This window comes from Paenibacillus sp. R-74696 (genome assembly GCF_055814915.1).
This window is the reverse complement of sequence record NZ_JBPULM010000017.1, coordinates 15,126-30,347: the sequence shown is the minus strand read 5'-3', so window position 1 is coordinate 30,347 and position 15,222 is coordinate 15,126. Positions and strand designations below refer to the sequence as shown.

16 protein-coding genes are annotated in these 15,222 nt (G+C 49.7%); all 16 read right to left on the bottom strand.

Translation table 11 applies throughout. From position 1 onward, the window contains the following. Positions 1-56 precede the first annotated feature (56 nt). The 16 genes from ACSR9A_RS02855 to ACSR9A_RS02780 all read right to left on the bottom strand — a co-directional run bounded on the left by ACSR9A_RS02855 (position 57) and on the right by ACSR9A_RS02780 (position 15,217). Complete coding sequence (locus ACSR9A_RS02855) at positions 57-1,574, bottom strand: ABC transporter substrate-binding protein (RefSeq protein WP_473755863.1); 1,518 nt, start codon at positions 1,572-1,574, stop codon at positions 57-59. Positions 1,575-1,653: 79 nt separating this feature from the next. Further along, on the bottom strand, positions 1,654-2,844 hold the full coding sequence (locus tag ACSR9A_RS02850; protein ID WP_473755495.1) for a M20 metallopeptidase family protein: 1,191 nt from the start codon (positions 2,842-2,844) through the stop codon (positions 1,654-1,656). 33 nt (positions 2,845-2,877) lie between these two features. After that, entirely contained in the window at positions 2,878-3,591 is a 714-nt protein-coding gene (locus tag ACSR9A_RS02845) for a FadR/GntR family transcriptional regulator (protein ID WP_341282652.1), read from the bottom strand. A 223-nt stretch (positions 3,592-3,814) separates the two neighbouring features. Continuing rightward, positions 3,815-4,351, bottom strand: a complete 537-nt coding sequence (locus tag ACSR9A_RS02840) for a phosphatase PAP2 family protein (protein WP_473755494.1) — start codon at positions 4,349-4,351, stop codon at positions 3,815-3,817. Positions 4,352-4,635: 284 nt separating this feature from the next. Further along, on the bottom strand, positions 4,636-4,806 hold the full coding sequence (locus ACSR9A_RS02835; RefSeq protein WP_473755493.1) for a hypothetical protein: 171 nt from the start codon (positions 4,804-4,806) through the stop codon (positions 4,636-4,638). A gap of 71 nt (positions 4,807-4,877) precedes the next feature. Then, positions 4,878-5,024: a hypothetical protein gene (locus ACSR9A_RS02830; RefSeq protein ID WP_341282649.1), complete on the bottom strand. Its 147-nt coding sequence runs from the start codon at positions 5,022-5,024 to the stop codon at positions 4,878-4,880. A 158-nt stretch (positions 5,025-5,182) separates the two neighbouring features. After that, the gene (locus ACSR9A_RS02825; protein ID WP_473755492.1) at positions 5,183-5,323 is read right to left on the bottom strand and encodes a hypothetical protein; all 141 of its coding nucleotides are present in this window, start codon (positions 5,321-5,323) and stop codon (positions 5,183-5,185) included. Continuing rightward, a complete protein-coding gene (locus tag ACSR9A_RS02820; RefSeq protein WP_473755490.1) occupies positions 5,323-5,616 on the bottom strand; it encodes a hypothetical protein in 294 nt (97 codons plus the stop codon). The genes ACSR9A_RS02825 and ACSR9A_RS02820 overlap by 1 nt, the downstream gene beginning before the upstream one ends. Further along, complete coding sequence (locus tag ACSR9A_RS02815) at positions 5,613-6,218, bottom strand: DUF1572 family protein (protein WP_473755489.1); 606 nt, start codon at positions 6,216-6,218, stop codon at positions 5,613-5,615. Before ACSR9A_RS02815 ends, ACSR9A_RS02820 begins: the two co-directional genes overlap by 4 nt. 50 nt (positions 6,219-6,268) lie before the next feature. Further along, the gene (locus ACSR9A_RS02810) at positions 6,269-6,805 is read right to left on the bottom strand and encodes a YfiT family bacillithiol transferase (protein WP_473755488.1); all 537 of its coding nucleotides are present in this window, start codon (positions 6,803-6,805) and stop codon (positions 6,269-6,271) included. A gap of 118 nt (positions 6,806-6,923) precedes the next feature. After that, on the bottom strand, positions 6,924-7,442 hold the full coding sequence (gene paiA / locus ACSR9A_RS02805; protein ID WP_473755487.1) for a spermidine/spermine N(1)-acetyltransferase: 519 nt from the start codon (positions 7,440-7,442) through the stop codon (positions 6,924-6,926). 260 nt (positions 7,443-7,702) lie between these two features. Further along, positions 7,703-8,488, bottom strand: a complete 786-nt coding sequence (locus ACSR9A_RS02800) for a LamB/YcsF family protein (RefSeq protein ID WP_473755486.1) — start codon at positions 8,486-8,488, stop codon at positions 7,703-7,705. Positions 8,489-8,492: 4 nt separating this feature from the next. After that, positions 8,493-9,509, bottom strand: coding sequence for a 5-oxoprolinase subunit C family protein (locus ACSR9A_RS02795; protein ID WP_473755485.1), 1,017 nt, complete (start codon positions 9,507-9,509; stop codon positions 8,493-8,495). Next, positions 9,509-10,273: a 5-oxoprolinase subunit PxpB gene (gene pxpB, locus ACSR9A_RS02790; RefSeq protein ID WP_473755484.1), complete on the bottom strand. Its 765-nt coding sequence runs from the start codon at positions 10,271-10,273 to the stop codon at positions 9,509-9,511. The genes ACSR9A_RS02795 and pxpB overlap by 1 nt, the downstream gene beginning before the upstream one ends. Before the next feature lie 270 nt (positions 10,274-10,543). Beyond that, entirely contained in the window at positions 10,544-11,779 is a 1,236-nt protein-coding gene (locus tag ACSR9A_RS02785) for an MFS transporter (protein WP_473755483.1), read from the bottom strand. Between the two features lie 99 nt (positions 11,780-11,878). Beyond that, positions 11,879-15,217: a DUF5107 domain-containing protein gene (locus ACSR9A_RS02780; protein ID WP_473755482.1), complete on the bottom strand. Its 3,339-nt coding sequence runs from the start codon at positions 15,215-15,217 to the stop codon at positions 11,879-11,881. Positions 15,218-15,222: the final 5 nt, after the last annotated feature.

The following is a 15,222-nucleotide window of genomic DNA, read 5'->3' as shown; positions in this document are numbered from 1 at the left end:
ATGGATTAAAGCAAAAGGAAGGGAATAAAGTGCTATCCCCTCCTTTATGACTGCTGTTATTTCAGCGTAATATCTTCCGCGTAATACATCTCATCAAGCCTTGGCGTGTAGCCGATGCCTGCTCCGATGCCGTAAATGCCCTTCATCTGGTACAGGTAAATCGTCGGACGGTCAACTGTAAATTGCTGCTGAACCTTCTGGTATTGCTTCTCGCGATCAGCTAAATCCATGTTTTGCAGCGCCGATTGCAGCAGCTCCTCTACTTCTGGATTGTTATAATCTGTCTCGCCAGCCGCATTTTCTTTCTTGAAGCGATTGTAATTGTTCGAGGCATCAAATAAGGAATTTCCTACGCCAAGCAGGAACAGCTCGTTGAATTTCTTCGAGTTCAGCTTCTCGCTGAAGCTGCTTGCCTCCAAAATTTCCAAATTGACTTCAAAGCCTACATCCGTAAGCATAGCAGCTACTACCTCAGCCACTTCTTTATATTGAACGGAGGATGAGAACGACACTTTCGCGCCATTTTCATAACCAGCTTCCTTCAACAATGCTCTCGCGCGCTCCTGATCATACTCAAACGTTTCATACAGGCTCGGATCTGAACCGAAGTTTCCAGGTGTAACCGAAGTTCTCGTTGGAATGCCTGCCCCGCCGGCAATGCTGTCAATAATAACCTGATTGTCGATCGCAAGATCAATCGCCTCGCGAACCTTTGGATCAGCGGTAATTGAACCTTCGGTCATGCGCATAATGATATGAAGCACACGCTGAATTTTCGCTTGCTCAACACTTAGGCCATCGACACCTTCAATACGCGCAATGTCCGTTGATGGAACACCAGCAGCAATATCAACTCCGCCTGTCAGCAGCTCGGAAACCCGTGTCGACGCTTCAGGAATGGAGCGGAAAACAACATTTTCCCATTTCGGCGTTCCACCGAAATAATCGGCATTTTTCACCAGCTCAATGCGGTCATCCTTCGTCCATTTGGAGAATTTATAAGGGCCTGTGCCTACCGGAGCTTTCAAGAAAGCTTCGATACCGTTTTCCTCAATATATTTGGAAGGCAAAATGCCAGCTCCCATCCGGGACAAACGATTAAGCATAATCGGGTCTGGCGTTTCCGTAACAATGTCAACCGTATAATCATCAATAATATTAACTTCTTTAATATGCTTGTAATACGTATTTTGCTTCAAAGTAGTGTCCTTTGCGACACGCTCAAGCGAGAACTTTACATCCGCGGCTGTGAATGGGTCGCCATTGTGGAACTTGACGTCGTCACGCAGCTTCAATCTCCATGTCGTATCATTGACCTGCTCCCACGAAGTGGCAAGCACGGGCACCTTGTTTTGCTCCGCGTCATTTTTCAGCAAATAATCAAACACATTGACGAGTACCGCTTCGCTCATCGTATTGTTGTTGTTATGGGTATCAAAGCTTTCAATATCCGTCGCGTTAGCGATCGTTAAAGTCGTTTTGTCCCCGCCCGCTGGAGCGCTAGCCGTCCCGCCAGTCGTTTGCGTCTCATTCTTCGTCTCTGCGGCGTTGCCGCAACCTGTAACAACCAGCATAACCGCTATTATTGCTGCAAAGCCCTGTACATACCATCGTTTCAAATCGCACAGCCTCCTGAAATTCGTTTTAGTTTGTTTATTCCCGTGGATCAGCCAAATAGTTAAGTGCAAGGGCTGACAGCATGGCAGCTCCGTAAGGAAGAGCAGCTTCATCCAAATCAAACTGGGGGTGATGCAGCGGGTAGGAGGTATACTCCTCGCCGCTTCCAACGCCTAAACGGAAAAACACGCTTGGCACTGCCTCGGAATAAAAGGCAAAGTCCTCTCCGCCCATCGACGGCTTTACATAAATCCATTTTTTTCCGTTAAATAGCTGTTCGCTTGTCGAGGTAAGAAAATCAACCATCGCTTCATCGTTTTGCACAACCGGATAGCCCATCTTGTAGTTCAATTCGTAGTCTGCCCCAAAGGATGAGGTCACGCCGCGAATGATGTCTTCAAGCAGCTGCGGCATCCGCTCGCGGACTGCCGGCGTCAGTGTCCTTACTGTGCCGACCATCTCCACTTCAGGAGCAATCGCCGCCCCCATGTAGCCTCCGTTGATTTTGCCAATCGTCACGACAACCGGCTCAAGCGGATCAACTAGTCGACTCGCCACATGCTGCAAGGCTGATATCACCTGTGCCGCTACCGTAATCGCATCTACCCCTTCATGAGGACGGGCGGCGTGACCGCCTTTGCCAATGATCTTAATCGTGATGCTGTCCGCTGAAGCGAAGGCGTCTCCCTTCGTTACGGAAATGGACCCTGTCGGCAGCGAAGGGAAAACATGCAGCCCGGCCATTACGTCCACAGCGGGGTTTTGCAGCACACCGTCGTCCATCATCGCTTTCGCGCCAGCTAGCCCTTCTTCGGCGGGCTGAAACACAAATTTGATATTTCCGCTGGCTGGCTTGCCTAGACCCGCAAGCAGCTGAGCCGCACCCATAAGCATGCTCGTATGAGCATCATGGCCGCATAAATGGGCTTTGCCGGGTATTTTCGATTTGTAAGAAACGGATTTCAGATCCTCAATCGGCAAGGCATCCATATCCGCCCGAAGTGCAATGGTGGGACCGGGCTTTTCACCGCGAAGCAGTGCGACAACGCCTGTTTTCCCAATATTCGTCTGAACCTCCAAGCCTAGCTGCCGCAAATGCTCAGCGACGATTCCCGAAGTTCTTACTTCCTCAAATCCAGTTTCAGGGTATTGATGGAGGTCTCTGCGCCATGCTACTAGTTGTTCCTTCTGCTGATTTGCAAGAGCAAGAAGCTCATTTAATTTCAAAATCTTCACCCTCCTACAGTGCCGGTTGACCAGTTAACTGTCTCCTTCGACAACGACACGCGCATAAATCGCATGTACGGTTTCGTCGATATGCTGCTTCATCGCTTCTTTCGCGCCGTTTCCATCACCAGCATGAAGCGCATCAAGCAGCAGCATATGCTTGTCATAACTTGTCCGCCTGACGTTCTCGTTATAGGGCATCAAATCCAGTGCAGGATTAATTTTGGTGCGAATTTTCCTGACTGCCTTCTCGAAATAATCGTTTCCGGAAGCTTTCGCAATCGACAAGTGAAATTTGACGTCCAGAGAACGGAACATTTCACGCGTGCAATCCTCTTCCATGCTCGTTTCAATAAAACCTCGCAGCTGTTCGAGCTCTGCCGTGCTTATCCGCTTTGCAGCAAGGTAGGCCGCTTCTGGCTCTATAATGGAGCGATATTCGAATACTTTCAGCATATCGTCCCAGCCGCCGCGCACTTCCTCCCGCGTTCTCTGATGCGAGTTTATCGTTAAAGGAAGAACGAATGTGCCGCCCTTGGCTCCAATTCGTTTCTCAATTAGCCCCTTGCCCTCAAGCTCGGATAACGCCTCCCTAACCGCAAGCCTGCTAGCCTTGAACACCGCTGCAAGCTCCCGTTCCGTTGGCAGCTGCTCCTCCGCTAGAAAATCCTTCAGGATAATCGCTTCCTCTAGCTGCTCCAAAATAAAATCGCTAACTTTTTTAGCGGATACTTGTTCGAACTGCATTTGACCCCTCCAAATCAACAGAAAAACATTAAGGTTCAAACCTTAGACCAAAACTACCATATCAATCCCTATCTGTCAACTTGGTATTTGAATTTTCTTATCACGCTGAACCTTATCATTTCTTATATTTCAAAAAACCGCCGTAGAGTTTGGACGTATAATCCAAACCCTACGGCGGTCTGCCCTGCTATTTCATGTTGATTTTGGAGCTGTGTAGACAGCTTTAAGCAGCTTTTACGCGAGTAAAGTACCGAGCACACTGAATGAGTACAATTAGCCAAACCAAGCTAATCAAATACGCCCCTACAACATCGCTCGGATAATGCACCCCCAAATAAATTCGGCTGCCACCGATGCCGACAATCATAATGGAGCTGAAGGCAAGCAGCCACTTTCTTTTTCGCTCTTTGGGAATATGACGCCAGCATAAGTATGTAAGAATGCCATAAAAGGTAAATGCATTCATTGAATGCCCGCTTGGAAAGCTGTACCCTACTTCCGTAATAATTGCATTCAAGCTCGGCCTTGCCCGTTGAAATATTAGCTTTAGCCCCACATTAAGCAGCGCGGAGCCAAATACAGCAATCAAAAAAATGACCGTCTCCCTGCGGCTCTTCCATACAAAAAGCAAAAATAAAATAATCGGAACCGCGCCTATAGACACTGCGTTGACAGAGCCAATAAAAGAAAGAATTTTCATAATGCTTGTCCAGATCGGAGCTTCAAACGCTTGAATGTGATGAATCAACCATTGGTCCATGGTTTTCACAAATGGGATTTGAAACGTTAATCCGATTAAAATAAAGAGAACGAAGCAGACTATTGCTAGCAAATTCAACCTTGAAATAGTGAAACCAACCACTTCCTTACTGTCTCGAAATCTTAAGTAAGATAACATTATACTACGATATCCTTTATTAATGGAAACCTAGCGCATCCACTACCTTTTGCCGAAACAGCTATAGGGTTGTATAACAACTAAAAAGCCTGTGTGAACAGGCTTTCCCCCTGTTTGCATTCGCCTAACCGCCCTTCACTTCTAGTTTAGGGACGTTTTCGAATCAAGCGATTTAATGCCACGGTCATCGCCTTCTGATTAACGCTTTCTGCTTCCGCCTTTTTTAGCGCAAGCAAGGCCAGGCCATCACCAATCAACGACAAAGAAGCTGAAATTTTAAATAGATCGTCAGAGGTTATTTTTTGTTCATCAGCCATTATTAACCCCTCCTCAGTAGATGATTATATCCATCAGCCATATATATAAAGCGAGATTGTTCAAAACCTCGTCAGGAGGAATCCTCTTTCTCCGCTCTGGCTTTTAAAACAGCAAATAGCCCAAAAAGATCGCCAACCACTAATATAACTGCAGACCATAAGGCGAGATCATCGGCTGAAGGCTCATTCGATTCCGGTTTTGTAGTGGTTTTTGACATCCGGATTAAGCTCCTTCGTTTCTTAGTGATGATAACAGCCTATGCAGTAAGTCACTATGCGGTATAGGCATATGTAACCCCTTTTCGAAACTTTCCCCCTCACTTGAACGCAAAAAAACCGTCAAAGGGTGCTTTGACGGTTTCGTTAACATCTCATTCTAATATTGCGGCTCTGTTGGCCGCACATCAAAATTCTGTATTTTCACAAGTTCCTTCTGGCCGCGATTGCCGCTCTCGATCAACTCAATCGTCAAGCTTTCAAACGGGTCGCCGTAAATCCCGCCTTCATTGGCTCTCATTACTGCATGCTCAGGCTCTCACCATCAAAAATCTCAAGCACCTTCCATCCGGCTGGTACAAGTGACTCAAAGTCCGCGGCTTCAGCAACATCATCCGCCGCAGCGCTTGGTACTGTCAATTCCGAATCAAGCTGATTCGTTTCCTCCGCATGATCCTGACCGGAGAAAGCAGGCGCTACGCTTGCCGAAACAGGAGCGACCTCTGGTTCAACACTTGCAGCATTCGTATCCGCGCTGCTGCATGCGCTTGTGAGCAGCAAGCAGATGATAACTAGCGTGTAACCAATGCTCAAATATTTTCCCCTTCTCTAGGTCCATCACCATCCAACCGCTTTAGCTCCTCATCGGTAAAATGCTTAATCGCTTTCTCTTTGGCAAATTTCCCGGCATTGTATTGCTTCGAGCCGTTTCTTGGCACGGACAGACTGTTCCATTCATTTTCCTTTAACCCTTTCGCCGCATAAACGATTTGTCCAATGTGATAGGGATAATGCGCCAGCTGACGGTTGATTGCTTCTAGAACGGTATGCCCTTCGTTGCGAATATAAATAACTTGACCAAGCTGCTCCGGCTGGAGCGAATCTATCGCCTGAAAAAAACAAGCCCATGCTTCGTCCCAGCTCGCGAGCAGCTCTTCCTTATTCGCCCAGTCGTTTTCAAACTCGGCATCGCGATCCCGCCAATCCTTTTCACCGTCTGCTGTCAGGAAGTCTGTCCATCTGGACAAAATGTTGCCGCACATATGCTTGACGATCGTGCCAATGCTGTTCACATCCTCTTTAGGCTGCACAAATAGCTGCTCCGGCTCAACCTGATTCATCGCTTTCTCAGCAAGTTTTTTGTAGTAGTGGAACTGTGATTGGATGCTATCCAAATAAACACGTTGTAAATCCATTCCAACGCCCCCTTTTTCGAGTGAAAAATAGTCTTTCCAGCTATTGTATGCTACTCCATGCTCCAGCCCATGCGCTCACGCAACCGGGTAATATGGGCGATATGATGATTGCCATGCCAAGCATAATTGCCTGCATTCCAATCCAGCTGAATCGTATTTCCAGATTCGGGATGAATAAAAGCACGCTCTAGCTGCTCACGGCTTAACGAGCGAAGCAGCAGCAGCCACCTGCTGTGCAGCGCATCAAGAAGCGCTAAGGACAACTCAATAGGGCCTGTAAGCCCGTCACTTAGTTCGGCCCATCTTTCCTCGTAATAAGGACGTATTGTTGGCGTTTCTTCTGTTAGCGCCAGCTTATATCGTGTATAGGCGTTCATGTGGCTGTCCGCCATATGATGCACAACCTGTCTTACCGTCCAGCCATCCGGGCGATATGGCGTATCTAGCTGTTCATCGCTTAAGTCGATTACAGCTGCTCGAAGCCGTGCCGGGGTCGATTCAATGTCGGCAAACCAGCGATCCAGCTGCTGCTGCGAAATATCACCCTCATGCTCAAACAAACCGATGGGAAAGCGCAAATCATCCATTTTCCAGCCCCCTGCAAGCATAATGATGACATCTTCCTATTTCTTATTGAAATTATAATAGCATTTCCACTTGTTTGGAAAGAACTTTTCCATCTGTTGAACATCCTTTCAGAAAATGTTATACGAGCGATTTGGTCATTATAAAATCTATTTGTTCTTCATCGCCCATATAGAATGAGTGGGCCCCTGTTTGCACAAAGCCGATTTTTTCATAAAAGGCAATTGCGCTCTCATTTTTTTCCCAAACCCCTAGCCAGATTTTCTCTTTGCTCCGTTCTAACGCTAAATGCATTGCTTTATTTATTAAATGTTTACCAAGCCCCTGCTTATGAAGTTTTCTCCTTATATAAATCCTCTCGATTTCAAGCGAATCGTTGCCCATTTTTTCAGTTTGAGCACCGTCGGTATTTAGCTTTAAATACCCGGCAAGCTCCTCATTAGAATAAATAAAATAGAAATCCGAAGAGCTATTAGATAATTCTTTTTCTAATTGCTTGAAATTAAATGCTTTTTCCAAGTAAGCTTTCATATTTTCAGGCGAATTTTGATGGTTAAATGTCTCATTAAATGTTTCAACACTAACTTCATGAAGTAATCTAACATCCTCAAATGTGCACTTCTTTATATTTATAGTCATTTTTTTGCCTCCTTTACTTCCTTTTCCGTAGGAAATAGTTTTTTTATTTTTTGGTTATATTCATTTTTTCAAATGAGGTAAAAAAATAGTACACCATCTTTGTTGCATTTACAACAAAAACCTCGCAGCCTTTTCCTCATCTACAGCTTTATTTTCTTTCTGTAAGCATAGGGAAACGACGCAGGGTGGTCTCGCCCAAACGCCGACAGGCCGCAAAATTACGGAAAATTTAAAGAAACGAAAATAAATAGAGAAGCTCACTAAGTGGATGGATTAAATGGATTGGAGCCCGGCGCACAAAGGATAATTCCTTCCGACTCCAGCAGCTTGCGAATCTGCTTGACGAACAAGAGAGCCTTTTCGCCATCACCGTGTACACATATCGTTTCCGCAGCAAGCGGAATCTTCACACCCTGCGCCGACCATACAGCTCCTTCTGTCAGCATTTGAAGGAGCTGCTTCAGCGCTTCCTTCGGCTCCTCTATTAGGGCGCCTGCTTGATTGCGCGGTGTCAGTGAGCCGTCTTGCTGGTAGGTACGATCTGCAAACACCTCGCTCGCCGTGCGCAGCCCTCGCTTTTTTCCCGCATGAATCAATTCGCTTCCCGACAAGCCATATAAAATAAGCTCCGGATTCACCTTATACACCGCATCAGCAATCGCTTCAGCCAGTTCAGCGCGTTTCGCCGCCATGTTATATAGGGCGCCATGAGGCTTCACATGCTGCATCACGCCGCCCTCCGACTTCACAAAACCATTAAGCGCGCTGATTTGATATACAGTCAGATCATAGGCTTCCTCTGGCGAAATCGCCATCTCACGCCGTCCAAAGCCGATTAAGTCCGGCAGTCCAGGATGGGCGCCGATGGCAACGCCATTTTCCAGCGCCAGCTTCACCGTTCGCCTCATCGTCCCCGGATCGCCGGCATGAAAGCCGCAAGCAATGTTGGCCGATGTAAGGAGCGGCAGCAAATCAGCGTCCTGCCCCAGCTCATACACGCCAAAATGCTCGCCCAAATCACAATTCAGATCGATGGTCAGTGTCATTCGTCTACCTCTCCTCTCTATAGCGTATTTCAATAAACATGGAGAGACGCTGCATTTGAAGCTCGTGCTTGATGTAAAGCTCTTCCGATTTTTGCCGTGTAATTTGCTGGAATCTAATCGTCTCACCCGGTTTTGCTTGCGCAAGCAGCGGCAAATCTACCGTGGCCACTTGGGCGATTTTCGGATAGCCGCCAATCGTTTGGTGGTCCGCCATCAAAATAATCGGGCTGCCGCCAGCAGGAACCTGAATGGTCCCCATGGATACCGCCTCAGAAATAGGCTCCAGCACTGCTGCTGTTCCAAGACGCGGCCCTTCCAACCGATAGCCCATCCGATCCGATTGATTCGAAATTCGAAAATCGCTCTGCAAAAAATGCTTCCTGCTCCCTTCGGTAAACGCATCAAAATGCCGTCCCGGCACGAAGCGAATGACGGGATTTTTCCGATAAAAGGGGCGTCCCTCTGAGCCAATCGACCAGCTGGTTGCAAAAAAAGGCGCGGCGTCCTGCCTGTCTTCAGCTTCCTGCTCCCAATAAAACAACGTTTCCGACGCTCCTTCTCCAATCGCCAGCACATCGCCCGCTTTCAACGCACGACCTGCAAAGCCTCCTATCGCCGCACGCGTGTACGTGCTCCTGCTCCCCATAACTAGCGGGACATCGATACCTCCAGCCGCTGCTATATAAGCGCGGGCGCCCGCCTGGCAAGCTCCGAACGACAGCTCATTCCCTGCTTTTATGTACACCGGCCGCCACAGCGGTACGGCTGTTCCTTGCATGGTAGGCGACAGATTGCCCCCGCATATAGCGATTAATGCATCCTGCTCAAAAATCAGCTTTGGGCCGATGAGCGTAGCTTCCAGCACCGCTGCTCCCGCCTCATTTCCAACGAGCAAATTAGCGGCGCGAAGCGCAAAATCATCCATCGCCCCGCCTGCAATAATGCCCTGCTGCCTATATCCGGGACGTCCCCGATCCTGCACGGTCGTGAGGAGGCCTGCATGTTTGATTCGAATGCCCATTATGCCTGCTCCTCCCATGACATAAATGCCTCATAGCTAATTGGCTCAAAATAAACCTGATCTCCCGCCTGCAATAAGCTCGGCTGCTCATGTGACGGACGGAACAGCGCGAGCGGCGTACGCCCGATAATTTGCCATCCGCCAGGGGAGACGATAGGATAGACACCCGTCTGATTGCCGCCGATACCTACGCTGCCTGGCTCAATACGCAAGCGGGGCATGCTCCGCCGAGGTGTCGCGATTCGCCCAGGCAAGCCACCCAAATAAGGAAAACCGGGTGCAAAGCCAACCATATGTACGAGATAAGGCTGCGCCGCATGCAAGGCGATGACCTCTTTTTCCGAAAGTCCGCTATGTTCCGCAACCGCTGCAAGATCCGGCCCCAGCTCTCCGCCATAGCAGACGGGCAGGGTTACGATTCGCGGAGCAGCAGCCTGCTCGCCTTCCAGCTTGCTGACCATGTCCGTGAGCAGCTGGCACACCCATTCATAAGGAGAAGCAGCCGCTTCAGCTTGCGAATTCCAGTTGTTTTCGGCTAGCGGAGCCAGCAGCTTCATTGGATCATAAAAAATCGTCAGCGTTACATAAGCCGGAACAAGCTCAATGAAGCCAGGAAATGGCTCGCGCTGCAAATAAGTGCTGAGTGCTTGCACGCGCTCATGCGTCTTACGGTCAATCGCGCTGCCGAGCTCTACAATAATCGCCGTATCTCCAAGAGGCGACAGCTTTACTTCAAAGACTGGATTGACAGGAGCAATAGACACGCCCTCACCTCTTTTTTTCAAAAATAAAATTTAACCCTTACTTCTTATATCGGTCACTAGTCGGCATAATCACATCCCAGCCTATAGATATTTGCTTTGCTGCTCCCTTCCCCCGCACGCCAATATCTGGCATGAGCTCCTGCTATAACATTCGGCAAAATATAACGCTCCTCCTTCCTTCACCCCTCAGCCAAAAATCAGGCCTAAAGCATACGAAGGCAATAAAAAACTGTAAACCGCCGTTTGGCAATTTACAGTTTTGTCAGCCTTTTATGTTTCGTGCTTAGGCCGTCCTATAGAGCCTCCCCCAGCTCGCATGCTCAATTGCCTGCGGTCCAGTTGAAAAGCTACGACACTTAAAACAATCAACCCGGCGGAAAAAGCCGCCAGCAGCCATACCGACTGGTTCACCTGCAAATGATCCAACCCCCAGCCCATCGTAAGCGGAAGCACAGCACCACCGACGCCGCCCGCTGCAATCATAAAGCTTGGGGTAGATTCCTCAGCGCCTGGCAGCAGCTTGCTCGAAAAGACGAGCGCAATAGAGAACACGCCGGACATGGCAAGTCCCAGCAGCAAAATGATCGCGAAGGCGGACCATACCTGGTTCATGAATGGAAACAAGATGAACAGCAGCACCGTCGCACCACAGCTTGCCATAATGTACACCCGGTATTTGATTTTCTCGGCAATGACGCCAGCGAACAATCGACCGAATGCCATTGCAACCCAGAAGCAGGTTACACTCAGCGTTGCTCCTGCCTCCTTCATGCCCAGCTTCTCAATAAGAATGGCTGGCATAAAGTTTGCAAGGCTCATCTCAGTCCCCACATAGAGAAAGAAAAACACAAGGAATAAGGAAAAAATAATCCACTGCTTGCCCTGATAAAGCGGCTTGCCTGCCCGTTTCGCCTGCTGCCGTTCCTCTGCTGCCGCTGTGACTGACTTTCGCAGCACCGCATCAAGCTCGCCAAAGGAGCCTTTTGCCCACAAAATCAAAGACAAAATGGCAAAAAGTGAAACGAACACAAATGACAGCTGCCAATAATTGGCCCAGATCAGGCCACTTGCAATTAGCGGCATCACCATAGCGCCAACGCCGAAGAACACCTCAAGACGGCTCATTGCGACGGCCGTTTGATTTTTGACTGCTGCGATAATAATGGTTCCGATTACCGCTTCAATCATGCCAAAGCCAAAACCAGCTACAATGGCAATCGCATACAGCCAGCTCCAAGGCGGCAGCAGCATGAAGGCAAGCTCAGCGCTAAACAGCATAGCGAAAGCAAGGAGCAGTCCGCCTCTTTTGCCCAAATGACGGTTCAGCCACGGCGAGAGCAGAACTCCGACTAGAAATCCGCCGAACTGAGTGAAAATGAGCGTGCCGCCCTCGCTGTAAGCTTTGCCATAATGCTCAAGCACAACGGGCAATACAGAGCCCAGCACAACATGGGCAAGCCCGATAATGAAGTAAGACAAACAGCCTAGCCAAATCAATCGTTTCATCATATACTCCTTTTGGAAAATAAGATTGCCAGAAACAATTGTATGACAAATGGGAGCTAAGAGCCAGCAGATTCCAAATAATTGCTTATTTCATTGCATTTAAACTAGCAGCCGACTATGAATGCGCGCTCCGCTGTGATTGCTATCCAATTGCAGGGCGGCGCCAAACTGCTCCGCTGCCTGTCCACGCTCGCCAAGTCCCAGAAGGCCAAGCCCCATCATATAACGGCAATGAATTTCGTTGCGTTTGCTTAAGTCATCCTCGAACACGAGGAAATCCGGCAGCGATACAGCAAAATAATCAAATTCGACCCGGTCGAAAATATGCTTTTCCGCATAATCGAGCAGCTTATGGAAGCGGCGCTTCGCCTCCTGCTCATTGCCCAGCTTCAACCATGACAACCCTTGATAAAAAATCATATCCGGCGGCTGGTCATTGTAATACAGCGCGCTTGCAGGCTCCTCCAGCCCTTGGGAAGCCTGCTTAAAGCACTCTTCCGCTCTATGCGAATCATTCAGCGCTTCATACGCACAGCCTAAGTAATAATAAATATTGTTTTCCTGCGCGCCATGCAGCTTGCCTTCTCCATAATGCTCCGGAAAGATGAGCGCCATGTTCAGCAATTGAATTGCATGGGGAGCATTCCCTTGCTGGAGCGCCTGTTTGGCGAGCTCCACATGCGTGAACACATGCTGCCCCGTCACCTTGCCTTCTCCGCCCTCCCAAGGGTGGAACTGGCGGGAAGCGAGTGCAACTACTGCTTGAGCATGCTGCCCAGTCGCATTCAGCAGCGTGACATATTCGATGTACAGGTCGTCGCGAAGCTCGACAAGCGTCCGCTGCTGTTCCAGCTTGGCGAGCCGTTGCTCAGCGGGAAGCCCTAGCTTTTTATACAGCTGATCCAGCTCATAGAAGACGCGGGCGTCGGCCTGATCAAGTGTAAAAGCCTGCTCCAGCGCTTCAAGTGCAGCTGCCTCGTCGCCGCGTTTATTGAAGTAGGCAAGCGCTAAGTTGCGATGTACTGTGGCAAAATTCGGCTCTGCTGCGCGCGACGCCTCCCAATGGGCAATCGCATCGCTATGCCTTTTTTTGTCATACAGTAAATTGCCCAAATAATAATGCGCCTTCGCATCATGCGGATTGGCCGCAATTGCATGCTCCAGAACGAGCAGCTCAAACAAGCTGTTCGGGAAGCAATAATGAGGAGCAGCCGATTCCGCAGCTTGCCGCGAAGCAGCAGCGGCTTCCATATGGCCTGACTGCTCATAGGCATAAGCAAGCGTATAATGCAGCATCGGATAGATCGCTGCCGCTTGGTTTTCTAGTGAAGTCATGATGCACGCCAGCACCGCAATCGCTTCCTCATGCAGCCCGCTACCAATGTAGTCGGCAGCTAAGTTCAAATAATTGTGCGCATCGCCGCGCATAAGCCGCAGCAGCTCGGCACGCGCCTGATCCGCCAGCTGCTGCTGCCCTCCAGCAGCCAGCGCCAAGCAGCGCTCGTTGGCCGATCCGAAATCGGCCACATCGAGCCCGAGCGTCTCCGCCGCGAAGGCTATCGCCTCCTCGCTGCGTCCCAGCTTGCGCAGCAGCGCCGCCTTCAAATGGCGCGCTTTATAATTGCGGGCGTTCCGCACGATGGAACGCTCCACCAGCTCCAGCGCATCCGCAAGCGCGCCTTCCGCGCAAGCGATCTGTGCCAGCGAGAAGTAGCTGGCATCCTGCCAAGCCGCTGACCACGTTGCCTTGTAGAAAGCAGCGAACGCTTCTTCGCGCTTCCCTTGATGCTTCAAGGCAACGCCAAGCTGGTAAAGCGCCTCGCTGTCATATGGATTCGGGTTGCGCCACGTCAGCGACTTAATGGCGGTGCGGAAATAGCCTTCCGCCTGTTGAAATTTCCCCTGCCGCAGCAGCAGCGTGCCATAGGCGACATTTATGCGGCTGTCGCTAGCGTCGCGCTTCAGCCCCTCCAAATAATACGCCTCCGGCTCAAAGGTCGCATGGCGATATTGTTCCAAATGGAGCCCCGCCAAATACAGCTGCTCATTCGTCTTGAGCGCAGCTGGCGCTTCAAGCGGCTTCGCCGCGTCAGGTATTTGCTCAAGCGAGGGCTTGGCAGGCTGGTAAGAAATGAGCAGCCTCCCTGCCGCATCACGGACCGACAGCAGCAAATCAAAAGCCTGGTCTGCATCATCCAATATAACGACAGACTTGAAGATGTCGGTCGGCGACAGCTTCACCTTCTCTTGAATATAGCTGCGCCCCCGTCCGCGCAGCTCGATCTGGGCATCCACAAACACAGCTGTTGCATAAACGTAAAGGGCAGCCTCCCGCGTCTGCTCGTCGACCTCCAAATTAACAGCAGCATCGATGGACGCGTTTTTGACGACTCCTATCTTTTTGTAGGGCATAAAATATTGCTTGAAAGACTTCTCCTCATACGGCTGAAGCCAGGTGAAATCCGGCTGATTGTCCGTATAGACGCCCGTCATCAGCTCAATATAAGGACCGTCCTCATCGGTCAGATTGCGATCCCAAGCGATGCCAAATTCGCCGTTCCCCCAGGTCCACTGCTTTTTGCCCGGGGAAATATGATGGTTCGCTACATGCAGCAGCCCTGCCTGCACCCCATGGTCATACCCACCTACAAAATTATAATCGGATTTGTAAGCCATATAAGAGGTTGGCACGGGAATGTTGCGGTAACGGGAAATATCGACGCCAGCGGAATAATCCATTTTATAATAGGTGCCGGTGGCAATTGGAAAGCGGCTTACGTCCCGCTTGCCGTGGTCGAACACCGCTGTTACATCAGGGGGAAATACCGACTGCGTTTGCTCATTAACCGCAACCGCCGGATTGGCCCACCATAAAAAAGTTTGCGGCTGCGACGTACGGTTGTAAAGCTGTGCGGAAATTTCCAAATAAGCCTTGCCGGAGTGCAGCGTAAAGCCAGACGTTACCTTCGTGCCATACATGCGGTCAATTTCGCTGACCCATACCGTAGCGCTGCCATCTTTATTTTCAGCTAGACGATATTCTACTGGCCCGTAGGTGTTTGGACGATGATGCTGCGGCCAGTTGAATTCAATGCCACCGGAAATCCACGGCCCCGCGAGCCCCACGAGCGCAGGCTTGATGACCTTGTTGTAATAAACGAAATCGTAGTCATTCGTTTTATCCAGCGCCCGATAAATGCGTCCGCCCAGCTCTGGCATCATTTCGATACGCACATATTCATTTTCGAGAATGACGAGCTTGTATGGCTGAGGCTGCTTTTCATTTTCGATTTTATCAATAACGGGATGCGGATAAACCCGGCCCGAGCTGCCTTGATACACTCTTTTTTCTAAAAACATCGGATTTCGCTCTGGTTTGCCTATGCCGTAGGTCGGTATGGAAACCGTCTCTTCCCAAATCTTCACCTGCTGCTCCAACGTGA

Coding starts and splice junctions, on each gene's coding strand:
- ACSR9A_RS02810 (WP_473755488.1), bottom strand. CDS start 6,805: ATGGATGATTTGCGCTTTCCCATCGGTTTGTTTGAGCATGAGGGTGAT.
- ACSR9A_RS02835 (WP_473755493.1), bottom strand. CDS start 4,806: ATGGCTGATGAACAAAAAATAACCTCTGACGATCTATTTAAAATTTCA.
- ACSR9A_RS02795 (WP_473755485.1), bottom strand. CDS start 9,509: ATGGGCATTCGAATCAAACATGCAGGCCTCCTCACGACCGTGCAGGAT.
- ACSR9A_RS02840 (WP_473755494.1), bottom strand. CDS start 4,351: ATGGACCAATGGTTGATTCATCACATTCAAGCGTTTGAAGCTCCGATC.
- ACSR9A_RS02800 (WP_473755486.1), bottom strand. CDS start 8,488: ATGACACTGACCATCGATCTGAATTGTGATTTGGGCGAGCATTTTGGC.
- ACSR9A_RS02815 (WP_473755489.1), bottom strand. CDS start 6,218: ATGGATTTACAACGTGTTTATTTGGATAGCATCCAATCACAGTTCCAC.
- ACSR9A_RS02830 (WP_341282649.1), bottom strand. CDS start 5,024: ATGTCAAAAACCACTACAAAACCGGAATCGAATGAGCCTTCAGCCGAT.
- paiA (WP_473755487.1), bottom strand. CDS start 7,442: ATGACTATAAATATAAAGAAGTGCACATTTGAGGATGTTAGATTACTT.
- ACSR9A_RS02825 (WP_473755492.1), bottom strand. CDS start 5,323: ATGAGAGCCAATGAAGGCGGGATTTACGGCGACCCGTTTGAAAGCTTG.
- ACSR9A_RS02855 (WP_473755863.1), bottom strand. CDS start 1,574: ATGCTGGTTGTTACAGGTTGCGGCAACGCCGCAGAGACGAAGAATGAG.
- ACSR9A_RS02845 (WP_341282652.1), bottom strand. CDS start 3,591: ATGCAGTTCGAACAAGTATCCGCTAAAAAAGTTAGCGATTTTATTTTG.
- ACSR9A_RS02785 (WP_473755483.1), bottom strand. CDS start 11,779: ATGAAACGATTGATTTGGCTAGGCTGTTTGTCTTACTTCATTATCGGG.